9 protein-coding genes are annotated in these 12,391 nt (G+C 71.3%); 4 read left to right on the top strand and 5 right to left on the bottom strand.

What is annotated here, in order from left to right; all coding sequences use genetic code 11:
* Positions 1-191: 191 nt before the first annotated feature.
* Positions 192-788 (bottom strand): Rv3235 family protein, encoded by a 597-nt coding sequence (locus tag ACZ60T_RS23805; protein WP_469667675.1) that lies wholly within the window; start codon positions 786-788, stop codon positions 192-194.
* 370 nt (positions 789-1,158) lie between these two features.
* Here ACZ60T_RS23805 and ACZ60T_RS23800 point away from each other — a divergent pair, with 370 nt between their 5' ends.
* Both ACZ60T_RS23800 and ACZ60T_RS23795 read left to right on the top strand, forming a co-directional pair.
* Positions 1,159-1,674: a DUF6912 family protein gene (locus tag ACZ60T_RS23800; protein ID WP_469667674.1), complete on the top strand. Its 516-nt coding sequence runs from the start codon at positions 1,159-1,161 to the stop codon at positions 1,672-1,674.
* A 43-nt stretch (positions 1,675-1,717) separates the two neighbouring features.
* Entirely contained in the window at positions 1,718-2,386 is a 669-nt protein-coding gene (locus tag ACZ60T_RS23795) for an HAD family hydrolase (RefSeq protein WP_365634023.1), read from the top strand.
* Positions 2,387-2,489: 103 nt separating this feature from the next.
* Here ACZ60T_RS23795 and ACZ60T_RS23790 read toward each other — a convergent pair whose 3' ends face one another.
* Complete coding sequence (locus ACZ60T_RS23790; protein WP_365634026.1) at positions 2,490-3,056, bottom strand: DJ-1/PfpI family protein; 567 nt, start codon at positions 3,054-3,056, stop codon at positions 2,490-2,492.
* Positions 3,057-3,609: 553 nt separating this feature from the next.
* Here ACZ60T_RS23790 and ACZ60T_RS23785 point away from each other — a divergent pair.
* The gene (locus ACZ60T_RS23785) at positions 3,610-8,544 is read left to right on the top strand and encodes an NAD-glutamate dehydrogenase (protein ID WP_365634029.1); all 4,935 of its coding nucleotides are present in this window, start codon (positions 3,610-3,612) and stop codon (positions 8,542-8,544) included.
* Positions 8,545-8,634: 90 nt separating this feature from the next.
* Here ACZ60T_RS23785 and ACZ60T_RS23780 read toward each other — a convergent pair whose 3' ends face one another.
* Together ACZ60T_RS23780 and ACZ60T_RS23775 are read right to left on the bottom strand one after the other, a co-directional pair.
* Complete coding sequence (locus ACZ60T_RS23780) at positions 8,635-9,507, bottom strand: ABC transporter ATP-binding protein (RefSeq protein ID WP_469667708.1); 873 nt, start codon at positions 9,505-9,507, stop codon at positions 8,635-8,637.
* A 4-nt stretch (positions 9,508-9,511) separates the two neighbouring features.
* Entirely contained in the window at positions 9,512-10,426 is a 915-nt protein-coding gene (locus ACZ60T_RS23775) for an ABC transporter permease (RefSeq protein ID WP_365634031.1), read from the bottom strand.
* A 170-nt stretch (positions 10,427-10,596) separates the two neighbouring features.
* Here ACZ60T_RS23775 and ACZ60T_RS23770 point away from each other — a divergent pair, with 170 nt between their 5' ends.
* The gene (locus tag ACZ60T_RS23770) at positions 10,597-11,220 is read left to right on the top strand and encodes a TetR/AcrR family transcriptional regulator (RefSeq protein ID WP_469667673.1); all 624 of its coding nucleotides are present in this window, start codon (positions 10,597-10,599) and stop codon (positions 11,218-11,220) included.
* On the opposite strand, the gene ACZ60T_RS23765 is transcribed toward ACZ60T_RS23770, so the two are convergent.
* Positions 11,207-12,352 carry a glycosyltransferase 87 family protein gene (locus tag ACZ60T_RS23765; protein ID WP_469667706.1) on the bottom strand — a complete coding sequence of 382 codons (1,146 nt, stop codon included), beginning with the start codon at positions 12,350-12,352 and terminating at the stop codon, positions 11,207-11,209. The genes ACZ60T_RS23770 and ACZ60T_RS23765 overlap by 14 nt on opposite strands.
* Between the last annotated feature and the right edge of the window lie 39 nt (positions 12,353-12,391).

Raw genomic sequence — 12,391 nt, 5'->3', positions numbered from 1 at the left:
GCCCGGCCCCTCGCGTGTTCGCGCCTCGCGCCTCGCGCCTTGGCGTCGCAAGCGGGCGGAGGGCAGCCGTTGACGCGAGGGTGACGGCCTGTCAGCTATGGGAGCCGGGCATCCCCAGGGTGCCCGGCCCCTCGTGTGTTCGCGGCTTGTGGCCTGCGCGAGTGTCGTTGTCTGCGCGGTAGTTGTGCCGGTCAGTCGTCGTCCGTGTGGGGCATGCGGGGGCCGCCGAGTTCCACCGCCGCGCAGCGCCAGCGGTGATCCGGACCGCACTCCAGGCGGAACGCCATCGCGCGTACCTGGTCGCCCGCGCCGATGCGGGCGAAGGCCTCGATGGCGCCGGGGCGCGGGACGTAGTAGCCGATGTCGCGGACGACCGGACGGGTGCCGCGGGTGCGCAGCGCGCCGCGCCGCGCGAGCCAGGCCAGTTCGTCGTAGGCCCGGCCGACCGTGTGGCGGAGCATGCTGTGCACCGGCCGCTGCCCGCTCAGGACGGACAGCAGACGGTCGGCGAAGAGATCGGTGGGGCGGACGGGCGGAGCGGGCCTGAGCGGCGCGCTGACGGCCACCACCGCCGTCGCGGAGGGATGCCGGCCGGGCGGCACCCGGGGCGCGCTCCGAGGGCCCGCCGTAGCCCGCGAGGCGCCCTGGCCCGGTGCCGTCCGGCGGGGGGTGCCGCCGCCGGGGCGGCGGGTGTCCTGGCGGACCGGAGGGCGCCCGGCCGGACGTGTGCTCCTCGGCAGGGCCGCGCTCCTCGCCGTGGCCTCGTTCCTCGTCATCACCTTGTGCATGGGAATCCCCGTTCGCGATACCGGGCTCCACCGGCTGATTCCGGGTGATACCGGTCGGTAACTTCTGCTGGGGACCTTGTACGGGGCGGGGACCCGGCTCGCAAGCAACCCTGGTGCGTGGCGGAGGGGCGCGAGATTTCACCTGTCAGGGTGATGGGCCCGCCGGGGACCCCTGCGGCGGCAGGGCGAGCCGGGCTGGGCCGGGTGATTCGGGAGCGCCCCGGTTGACGCCGGAGGCGGGGGTCATCGGGACTCGAAAGGGGACACCCCCACGTATCCTGGGGTGACTCGCCGGAGGCGCGAGAACGATCTCCGCGGGGTCTGTCACGGGCGGTCCGGCCGCCCTCATCCACAACGAAAGCGGCTCGTGATGCGCGTCTACGTCCCTCTGACCCTCTCCGGTCTCGCCGAGGCGCACAAGACGGGAGAGCTGGGGGCGGGCCCGTTCACCGCGTACGCCGTCACCCCCGCACTGCGCGAGTGGTACCTCTCCGACGACATCGAGGAGTTGGAGTACGCGGCGCTGAGCCGGGCCGCGCAGGCCTCCCTGCGGCTGCTGGCGGAGGACGAGGGCGCGCCGCGACGCCGGGTCGTCGTCGCGGTCGACGTACCGGACGGAGCGGCGGCCTTCGATCCCGACCGGGGCCTCGACCCGGCGGCCCTCGGCGAGGTGCGCGTCGCCGGGGTGGTGTCCTTGGCCAAGGCGGCGGCGGTGCATGTCGACGCTGATGACGCGGAGGCCGATGTGGCCGCGGCGGTCCAGGCGCTTGCGGCCGCGGACGGCGGGGACGACGACGCGCAGTTCGTCGTGGACGGTGCCGAGGACCACGAGTTGCTGTGGTTCGCCACGCAGGAGATCCCGAACCTGCTCGGCCTCGGCGGCTGACCTGGCATTCCGCGGTGTCAGTGGGGCCGGGTACGTTGTGCGCATGGGGACGTACGGAAGCGCGCACATCGTCTGGGACTGGAACGGCACCCTGTTCCACGACGTCGACGCGATCATCGGGGCGACGAACGCGGCGTTCGCCGAGCTGGGCATGGAACCGATCACGCTGGAGCGTTATCGGGCGCTGTACTGCGTCCCGGTGCCGAAGTTCTACGAGCGGCTGCTGGGGCGGATGCCCACGAACGCCGAGTGGCTGGTCATGGACGAGACCTTCCACCGGTACTACGACCAGCACCGGCTCGGCTGCGGGCTCACCCAGGGCGCGGCCGAGCTGCTCGCGGGGTGGCGGTCGGCGGGCCGCAGCCAGTCCCTGCTGAGCATGTACGGGCACGACGAACTCGTCCCGCTGGTGCGGGGCTTCGGGATCGAGGCGCACTTCCTGCGGGTGGAGGGCCGGATGGGCCCCTCCGGCGGCAGCAAGGCCGAGCACATGGTCCGGCACATACGGGAGCTGGGCGGCGTCGACCCGACGCGCACGGTGGTGATCGGGGACGCCGCCGACGACGCGGTCGCCGCCCGGCATGTCGGAGCGCGCGCCGTTCTTTACACCGGCGGCTCCCACAGCCGCGCCAGCCTCGAGGAGGTCGGCGTCCCGGTGGTCGACTCGCTGGAGGAAGCGGTCGAGGAAGCCGAGCGACTGGCGGCGGGCTGACCGCGCACGGCGCAACACCGTCGCTGTGCGAAGCGCCACACTGCTGGCGCGCACGGCGCGGCACCGCTGGCGTGCACGGCGCGGCACCGCGCGGACGCGTGGCTCAGGTCACGGGCGCCTTCGTCCGCAGGACCGTCAGGAACTCCCGCATCCAGCGGGAGTGGTCCGGCCAGGCGCGGGACGAGACGAGCGTGCCGTCGACCACGGCCTCGGCGTCCTGGAAGGTGGCCCCGGCCGCCTGCATGTCCAGCTCCAGGGCCGGATAGGCGGTCACATGGCGCCCGCGCAGGGCGTCGACCGCGGCGGTGAGCAGGGGGCCGTGGCAGATCTGGGCGACGGGCTTGTCCGTGTCGAAGAACGACTTGAGGATCTTGCGCAGCTCGGGATCGTTGCGCAGATACTCCGGGGCGCGCCCGCCCGGGATCACGAGGGCCACGTAGTCGCCGGGGTCGACCTCCGAGAAGGCGAGGTCGGCGGGCCAGGTGTAGCCGGGCTTCTCGGTGTAGGTGTCGAAGCCGGGTTCGAAGTCGTGGACGACGAAGCGGAGCGTCTTGCGCGTGGGGGCCGCGATATGGACCTCGTAGCCCTCCTCGCGCAGGCGCTGGTAGGGGTAGAGCACCTCCAGTGACTCCGCCGCGTCGCCGGTGACGATCAGGATCTTCTGCGTCATGCGCCTGGGCTCCCTCGGTCGTGCGGACACCTTCCGATGGCCATCCTGCCGCCCCGCGGACGCGTACACACGGCACTGCACGGCTTCGCCTCCCGCACCCCTGTGCAGAACGTCAAATTTCGACCCCCTGTTTTGTACACATACGGCTCATGACGTTCACCCCGTGGAGAGCGATAGCCTTGTGGCGTGATCAGCGCGATACGTCGCAGGGACGCTGCCGTCCCTGCCCTGCGCCCGGCGAGCACGGATGACAACCGTGACCGGGCGGCGGTCGCTGGTCTTCGCAGACGGGGCCGGTCGGGAAGGGCGCCGCAAGCGCCCTGTGCGGCAGCCGGGGCGCCGAGGACGCGAGAGGCGCAGCACGCGCCGTGGACAGCGTCACAGTCGCCGAGGACGCCGCAGATGGCCGATAACCCCTCATCCACCTCTCCGCGCGGCATAGCGTCGCATCAGACCGGACACACCGGACACCTCGCGTCGCGGCGTCACGTCGGAGAAGAACCCGTATTTCGTTCTACGTCACGCAACGGCGCGCGACAGGAGCCAGAGGACAATGCAGACCAAGCTGGACGAAGCCAAGGCCGAGCTGCTCGAAAGGGCTGCCCGGGTAGCTGAGAACAGCCCGGTCGGGGGGCACCTACCGACCGGGACGATGAGCGAGGGCGCCTCGGACCGGGACGCTGTGCTCGCGTTCCTCCAGCGCTACTACCTGCACACCGCCCCCGAAGACCTCGCCGACCGCGACCCCGTGGACGTGCTCGGCGCCGCGCTGTCGCACTACCGGCTGGCCGAGACCCGCCCGCAGGGCACGGCCAACGTGCGGGTGCACACCCCGACGGTCGAGGAGAACGGCTGGACGTGCAGCCACTCCGTCGTCGAGGTCGTCACCGACGACATGCCGTTCCTGGTCGACTCCGTGACCAACGAGCTGTCCCGGCAGGGCCGCGGCATCCACGTCGTCGTCCACCCGCAGTTCGTGGTCCGCCGCGATCTGACCGGCAAGCTCCTCGAGGTGCTGCCCGCCGTGCCCGGCGGCGACCTGCCGCACGACGCGCACATCGAGTCGTGGATCCACGTCGAGATCGACCGCGAGACCGACCGCGCCGACCTCAAGCAGATCACCGCCGACCTGCTGCGCATCCTGTCCGACGTCCGTGAGGCCGTCGAGGACTGGGAGAAGATGCGCGACGCGTCGCTGCGCCTGGCCGAGGGTCTCCGCGAGGAGCCCGTGGCCGGCGACCTGCCCCGGCCGGAGGTCGAGGAGGCCCGCGAGCTGCTGCGCTGGCTGGCCGCCGACCACTTCACCTTCCTCGGCTACCGCGAGTACGAGCTGCGCGACGACGACTCGCTGGCCGCCGTGCCCGGCACCGGGCTGGGGATACTGCGTGCGGACCCGCAGCACGCCGGTGAGGACAACCACCCGGTGAGCCCCTCCTTCGAGCGGCTGCCGGCCGACGCCCGCGCCAAGGCGCGCGAGCACAAGCTGCTGATCCTCACCAAGGCCAACAGCCGCGCGACCGTGCACCGTCCGTCGTACCTTGACTACGTCGGCGTGAAGAAGTTCGACAAGGACGGCAACGTCGTCGGCGAGCGCCGCTTCCTCGGCCTGTTCTCGTCCGCGGCCTACACCGAGTCCGTGCGCCGCGTGCCGGTCGTGCGGCGCAAGGTCGCCGAGGTCCTCAAGGGCGCCGGGTTCTCGCCCAACAGCCACGACGGCCGCGACCTGCTCCAGATCCTGGAGACCTACCCGCGCGACGAGCTGTTCCAGACGCCGGCCGACGAGCTGCGCACCATCGCCACCTCCGTGCTCTACCTCCAGGAGCGCCGCCGCCTGCGGCTCTACCTGCGCCAGGACGAGTACGGGCGCTACTACTCGGCGCTCGTCTACCTGCCGCGCGACCGCTACACCACCGGCGTCCGGCTGCGGATCATCGACATCCTCAAGGAGGAGCTCGGCGGCACCAGCGTCGACTTCACGGCCTGGAACACCGAGTCGATCCTCTCCAGGCTGCACTTCGTCGTCCGTGTCCCGCAGGGCACCGAGCTGCCGCAGCTCTCCGACGGCGACCGGGAGCGCATCGAGGCGCGTCTCGTGGAGGCCGCCCGCTCCTGGGCCGACTCCTTCTCCGAGGCGCTGAACGCCGAACTGGGCGAGGAGCGCGCCGCCGAGCTGCTGCGCCGCTACGCCGGTGCCTTCACCGAGGGCTACAAGGCCGACCACAGCCCGCGCGCCGCGGTCGCCGACCTCGTCCACCTGGAGCAGCTCACCGGCGCGGAGGAGGGCAAGGACTTCGCCCTCAGCCTGTACGAGCCCGTGGGCGCGGGCCCCGGCGAGCGCCGCTTCAAGATCTACCGCAAGGGCGAGGCCGTCTCGCTCTCCGCCGTCCTGCCCGTGCTCAACCGGCTCGGTGTCGAGGTCGTCGACGAGCGCCCGTACGAGCTGCGCCGCGCGGACCGGACGAGCGCGTGGATCTACGACTTCGGTCTGCGCCTGCCCAAGTCGCTGAGCGGCAACGGCGACCTCGGGGACGACGCCCGCGAGCGGTTCCAGGACGCCTTCGCCGCCACCTGGACCGGCCAGGCCGAGAACGACGGCTTCAACGCCCTCGTGCTGGGCGCCGGGCTCACCTGGCGGCAGGCGATGGTGCTGCGCGCGTACGCCAAGTACCTGCGTCAGGCCGGTTCGACGTTCAGCCAGGACTACATGGAGGCCACCCTCCGTACGAACGTCCACACCACGCGGCTGCTGGTCTCGCTCTTCGAGGCGCGGATGGCGCCGGAGCGGCAGCGGGCCGGGGTGGAGCTGACCGACGCCCTGCTGGAGGAGCTGGACGCCGCGCTCGACCAGGTCGCCTCGCTCGACGAGGACCGCATCCTGCGCTCCTTCCTCACCGTCATCAAGGCGACCCTGCGCACCAACTTCTTCCAGGAGAAGCAGGGCAAGCCGCACGACTACGTGTCGATGAAGTTCGACCCGCAGGCCATCCCGGATCTCCCGGCGCCGCGCCCGGCGTACGAGATCTGGGTGTACTCGCCGCGCGTCGAGGGCGTGCACCTGCGCTTCGGCAAGGTCGCGCGCGGTGGTCTGCGCTGGTCCGACCGGCGTGAGGACTTCCGTACGGAGATCCTCGGCCTGGTCAAGGCGCAGATGGTGAAGAACACCGTCATCGTGCCGGTCGGCGCCAAGGGCGGCTTCGTCGCCAAGCAGCTCCCGGACCCGTCCGTCGACCGCGACGCCTGGCTCGCGGAGGGCGTGCGCAGCTACCGGACGTTCATCTCGGCGCTGCTCGACATCACCGACAACCTGGTGGCCGGCGAGGTCGTGCCGCCCGCGGACGTGGTCCGCCACGACTCGGACGACACCTACCTCGTGGTCGCGGCCGACAAGGGCACCGCGCGGTTCTCGGACATCGCCAACGAGGTCGCCGGGGACTACGGCTTCTGGCTGGGCGACGCGTTCGCCTCCGGCGGCTCGGCGGGCTACGACCACAAGGGCATGGGCATCACCGCCCGCGGTGCCTGGGAGTCCGTCAAGCGGCACTTCCGGGAGCTGGGCGTGGACACCCAGACCGAGGACTTCACCGTGGTCGGCATCGGTGACATGTCCGGTGACGTGTTCGGCAACGGCATGCTGCTGTCCGAGCACATCCGCCTGGTCGCGGCCTTCGACCACCGGCACATCTTCATCGACCCGACCCCGGACGCGGCGACCGCGTACGCCGAGCGGCGGCGCCTGTTCGAACTGCCGCGCTCCTCGTGGGCCGACTACAACGCCGAGCTGCTCTCCGCGGGCGGCGGCGTCTTCCCGCGCAGCGCCAAGTCGATCCAGGTCAACGCGCACATCCGGGACGCCCTCGGCCTCGACCAGGGCGTCACCAAGATGACCCCGGCCGACCTGATGAAGGCGATCCTCAAGGCGCCGGTCGACCTGCTGTGGAACGGCGGTATCGGCACCTACGTCAAGTCCTCGGCGGAGTCGAACGCGGACGTCGGCGACAAGGCCAACGACGCCATCCGCGTGGACGGCAAGGACCTGCGGGTCAAGGTCGTCGGCGAGGGCGGCAACCTCGGCCTGACCCAGCTCGGCCGGATCGAGTGCGCCCAGCACGGCGGCAAGATCAACACCGACGCGATCGACAACAGCGCCGGTGTGGACACCTCCGACCACGAGGTGAACATCAAGATCCTGCTCAACTCGGTCGTGGCCAACGGTGATCTCACCGTCAAGCAGCGCAACAAGCTGCTCGCCGAGATGACCGACGAGGTCGGCTCGCTGGTGCTGCGCAACAACTACGCGCAGAACACGGCGATCGCCAACGCCCTGGCCCAGTCCAAGGACATGCTGCACGCGCAGCAGCGCTTCCTGCGCCACCTGGTGCGCCAGGGCCACCTCGACCGGGCGCTGGAGTTCATGCCCACCGACCGGCAGATCCGTGAGCGGCTGAACACCGGGCAGGGCCTGACCGGCCCGGAGACGGCCGTCCTGCTGGCGTACACCAAGATCACGGTGTCCCGGGAGCTGCTGGAGACCGGGCTGCCCGACGACCCGTATCTGCGCACGCTGCTGCACGAGTACTTCCCGACGGCGCTGCGCAAGCGGTTCCCCGAGCAGATCGACCACCACGCGCTGCGCCGGGAGATCGTGACGACCCTCCTGGTCAACGACACGGTCAACACGGGCGGTACGAGCTTCCTGCACCGGATGCGCGAGGAGACGGGCGCGTCGCTGGAGGAGATCGTGAGGGCGCAGACGGCGTCCCGCGCGATCTTCCACGCGGGCGAGGTGTGGGACGCGGTCGAGGCCCTCGACAACGAGGTCGACGCCGCCGTCCAGACCCGGATCCGGCTGCACTCCCGCCGTCTGGTGGAGCGCGGCACGCGCTGGCTGCTCAACAACCGGCCGCAGCCGCTGGAGCTGTCCTCGACGATCGAGTTCTTCAAGGAGCGCGTCGAGCAGGTCTGGAGCGAGCTGCCCAAGCTGGTGCGCGGTGTGGACCTGGAGTGGTGGCAGCAGGTCTACGACGAGATGACGGGCGCCGGTGTGCCGGACGAGCTGGCCACGCGCGTGGCCGGGTTCTCCTCCGCCTTCCCCGCGCTCGACATCGTGTCGGTGGCCGACCGCATGGGCAAGGACCCGATGGCCGTCGCCGAGCTGTACTACGACCTCGGCGACCGGCTGCGGATCACCCAGCTCATGGACCGCATCATCGAGCTGCCGCGTAACGACCGCTGGCAGTCGATGGCCCGCGCGGCCATCCGCGAGGACCTGTACGCGGCGCACGCGGGCCTGACGGCCGAGATCCTGTCCGTGGGCAACGGCGCCTCCAGCCCCGAGCAGCGCTTCGACGGCTGGGAGGAGAAGAACGCGGCGATCCTGACCCGGGCGCGTGCCACCCTGGACGAGATCTCCGGCTCGGACTCCTTCGACCTCGCGAACCTGTCGGTCGCGATGCGCACGATGCGGACGCTGCTGCGGTCGCACGGCTAGGAGCGGATACGACGGCGGGGCGCCCCAGAGCTTCTGGGGCGCCCCGCCGTCGTCGTATCCGGGTGTCGTCCGCTCGCCCGGCCGTCGGCGTCAGGCGCTCACGGCGGCACCGGCAGGGGCGGGCTTCGACGGCTTGGCGGCCTTCGCGGCCTTCGGCTTGTCGTTCCCGCCGGTGAACGCCTCGTACTCCGCGAGGACTTCATCGGTCGGACCGTCCATGCGCAGCTCGCCGCGCTCCAGCCACAGCACGCGGTCACACGTGTCGCGGATGGACTTGTTGTTGTGGCTGACGAGGAACACCGTGCCCGCGTGGCGGCGCAGTTCGCGGATACGGGCCTCGGAGCGCCGCTGGAAGGAGCGGTCGCCGGTGGCGAGGGCCTCGTCGATGAGCAGGACGTCGTGGTCCTTGGCGGCGGCGATGGAGAAGCGCAGCCGGGCGGCCATGCCCGAGGAGTACGTCCGCATGGGGAGCGTGATGAAGTCGCCCTTCTCGTTGATGCCGGAGAAGTCGACGATCTCCTGGTAGCGCTCCTTGACCTGTTCCCGGGACATCCCCATGGCGAGGCCGCCGAGATGGACGTTGCGTTCGCCCGTCAGGTCGTTCATCATCGCCGCGTTCACCCCGAGCAGCGAGGGCTGGCCGTTCGTGTAGATCCTGCCGCGCTCGACGGGCAGCAGCCCGGCGACCGCCTTGAGCAGCGTCGACTTGCCCGATCCGTTCGTCCCGATCAGGCCGATGGCCTCGCCCTTGTACGCGGTGAACGAGACGCTCTTGACCGCGTGCACCCGGCGTACGCCCGCGGCCTTCTCCGACTGCTTGCGGCGCAGGATGCGGTTGAGCGCGGCGGTGGCCGAACCGCGGCCCGCGCCCGTGCCGTTGACGCGGTAGACGATGTCGACGCTGTCGCAGACGACGGTGGGGACGCGCTCGTCCGGCGCGCCGGTGGTCGGGTGGTCGCTCATGAGATCAGCCACGGCCGTACGTCTCCTCAGCCTTCCAGAAGTAGATGAAGCCGCCGACGCCGGCGAGCAGGGCCCAGCCCACCGCGAACGCCCAGACGTGGTGCGGGAGTTGATGGGCGTGGAAGCTGTCGATCAGCGCGAAGCGCATCAGGTCGATGTAGACGGCGGCCGGGTTGGACTCCAGCAACACCGTGACGACGCGCGGCAGATCGCGGCCGGAGAGCGTCTTGTCGAGGCTCCACATGACACCCGAGACATACATCCAGGTGCGCAGGATGAAGGGCATCAACTGCGCGATGTCCGGGGTCTTCGCGCCCATCCGGGCCACGATCATCGAGACGCCCGCGTTGAAGGTGAACTGGAGGACCAGCACCGGGATCGCGAGCAGCCAGGAGAGGCGGATCGGCACCCCGAAGCCGAGCAGGATCACGAACAGGGCGGCCATCGAGAACAGCAACTGCTGGAGCTGCTGGATCGCGAAGGAGACGGGCAGCGCGGCGCGCGGGAAGTGCAGGGCGCGCACCAGCCCCAGGTTGCCGGAGATCGCGCGGGTGCCCGCCATGACCGAGCTCTGCGTGAACGTCCAGATGAACACGCCCGTGACCAGGAACGGTACGAAGTCGGGCACGCCGTGCTTGGTGCCGATCAGCACGCCGAAGATGAAGTAGTAGACCGCCGCGTTCAGCAGCGGCGTCATGACCTGCCAGAGCTGGCCGAGCTTCGCCTGGCTGTACTGGGCGGTCAGCTTGGCGGTGGCGAAGGCCGTGATGAAGTGGCGGCGGGCCCACAACTGGCGGACGTACGCGGGCAGGGAGGGGCGTGCGCCGCTGACCGAGAGACCGTACCGGGCGGCGAGCTGCGCCGGGGTCTCGGTTGCCGCGCTGGCCGTGGGGGGCGGTGTGTCGAGTACCTGGCTCACATCCGCTGCTTTCGCTCGGGGTCGGGTACGCGGCGGCCTCGGTCCGGATCTCTTGCCAAGGTCTTGCCCTGCTCTTACGTCGGGACGGGACCGTATCGTCGCAACGGGAGCGTAAGCCGATCCGACGTCGCAACGCAACCGTCTCGTCGTGACGCCCTATGCTGGTCCGCATGACGACGAACGCGGACACCCCCCAGGTGCGACGGCGCCGCACACCCGCGGGCGCGGCCGTGCTCCGCGAGGAAGTGACGGAGGCCATCCGCGCGGCCGTCTTCGAGGAACTGGCGGCCGTCGGCTACGCCCGTATGTCCATCGAGGGCATCGCGCGCCGGGCGGGCGTCGGCAAGACAGCGGTGTACCGCCGGTGGCGGTCCAAGCTGCACCTGGTCCTCGACCTGGTCTCGGCGGTCGCGGTACAGGGCCTGCCGGCCCCCGACACCGGCTCGCTGGAGGGCGACCTGCGCCTGCTGTACGAGGTGACGTCCCGCGCACTGCGCCATCCGGTGGCGGGCCAGATCATCCCGGACCTCCAGGCGGAGGCGGCCCGCAACCCCGATATCGCCGAGGCCATGCAGAAGGCGCTGCGCGAGGGCCAGCAGAGCGTGGCGAACGGCATCGTGGCGTCGGCGGTCGCGCGCGGCGAGATCCGCGAGGACATCGACAAGGACCTGGCCCTGGACCTGATCTCGGGCCCGCTGTACTGGCGCGCGGTCGTGGTCCGCGGCCCGAAGCTCCCGAAGGGCTATCTGGAGGGGCTGGCGCGGTCCACGGCGGGGGCGCTCAGGGCGCTGTGACAGCGCGCTCCGGAATCCGTCCCGAACGCCACAGGCGGACGAAGGACAGCACCGCCGCGGACGCCAGCAGCCCATTGCGGACGAGCATGAGCAGGCACCCCGCCCACGTGCTGTGGACGACCTGGCCGTAGAACGCGGGGTACACCACCGCGCTCACCGCGCTCGCCGTCAGGACGAGGGGGGCGACCGGGCGCTGTGTGGTGTGGCGGGAGGTCAGGCATACGGCGGTCAGGCCGATCAGCCACACCATGTACTGGGGGCTGATCACCCGGCTCGTCACCGTGAACAGCAGGACGGCCGCGAGCGCCGCGTCGTACGAGGTCGCCGGGGTCCAGCGCCGGGCCCGCAGGCGCCAGAGCAGCAGGAGTCCGAAGGCCGCCCCGGTCAGCGCCAGCGAGCAGGTGGCGACGGTCTGTACGTGTGGGCCGACGAACTCCTCGGCCCCGTACCGGTAGCGCGCCCGGCCCGGCCAGCCCGCGCGGTGCGCGAACATCAGCACCGTGCCGCCCAGTGACTCGATCTGCACGCCCCGGCCGCCCTGTTGGCGCAGGAAGTCGAACGGGTCACGGAACAGGGCGGCGAACAGGGCCAGGAGCGCGGCGGCGGCGAGTACGGCCGCTGCCCATGCCTCGCGGGTGGTGCGCCCGCGCGGGGCGCCGATGAGGGTCAGCGCGGGCCAGACCTTCACCAGGGCGCCCAGCGCCGCGAACACGCCGTACGCGCGCGGCGAGCGCGGCCACACCAGCAGGGCGAGCACGGCGAAGGCGGTGACCTCGACGTCGTAGCGCGCGAGCGGGAGGTGCAGCAGCAGCGGCAGGCCCGCCGTCCACAGCGCGGCCCCGCGCAGCGAACGGCCCGGTCGGGTGCCCGCGCGGGCGAGAGCGAGCGTGATCACGGCGTCCGTGAGCAGCGTGAGGACCACGAAGGCCTGGAGATACGTCAGCGACGGCAGCAGCCCCGGCGCGAGCAGCACCGCGCCCGCGCCCGGCGGGTACTGCCACAGGTGGTCGTCCGCCGGGAACGCGCCGTGCGCGAGAGCGCCGTACCAGTGGGCGTAGAGCGACGACACCTCGTGGGTGACCCGGCCCCGGCCCAGCAGCGCGTACGTGTCGTGGGTGAGCAGCCACAGCATCAGCGCGCGGGTGGCGAGCCAGCCGATGGCGAGGAGAGG

The sequence above is a fragment of the Streptomyces sp. NPDC104371 genome (assembly GCF_055583785.1).
The sequence above is the reverse complement of the archived record's forward strand: the minus strand, read 5'-3'. Positions and strand labels throughout refer to the sequence as shown.

Excerpts from the sequence above, each read along its gene's own strand:
- ACZ60T_RS23805 (WP_469667675.1), bottom strand. The coding sequence starts at position 788 with ATGCACAAGGTGATGACGAGGAACGAGGCCACGGCGAGGAGCGCGGCC.
- ACZ60T_RS23780 (WP_469667708.1), bottom strand. The coding sequence starts at position 9,507 with ATGAGCGACCACCCGACCACCGGCGCGCCGGACGAGCGCGTCCCCACC.
- ACZ60T_RS23790 (WP_365634026.1), bottom strand. The coding sequence starts at position 3,056 with ATGACGCAGAAGATCCTGATCGTCACCGGCGACGCGGCGGAGTCACTG.
- ACZ60T_RS23800 (WP_469667674.1), top strand. The coding sequence starts at position 1,159 with ATGCGCGTCTACGTCCCTCTGACCCTCTCCGGTCTCGCCGAGGCGCAC.
- ACZ60T_RS23765 (WP_469667706.1), bottom strand. The coding sequence starts at position 12,352 with ATGCTGTGGCTGCTCACCCACGACACGTACGCGCTGCTGGGCCGGGGC.
- ACZ60T_RS23785 (WP_365634029.1), top strand. The coding sequence starts at position 3,610 with ATGCAGACCAAGCTGGACGAAGCCAAGGCCGAGCTGCTCGAAAGGGCT.
- ACZ60T_RS23795 (WP_365634023.1), top strand. The coding sequence starts at position 1,718 with ATGGGGACGTACGGAAGCGCGCACATCGTCTGGGACTGGAACGGCACC.
- ACZ60T_RS23770 (WP_469667673.1), top strand. The coding sequence starts at position 10,597 with ATGACGACGAACGCGGACACCCCCCAGGTGCGACGGCGCCGCACACCC.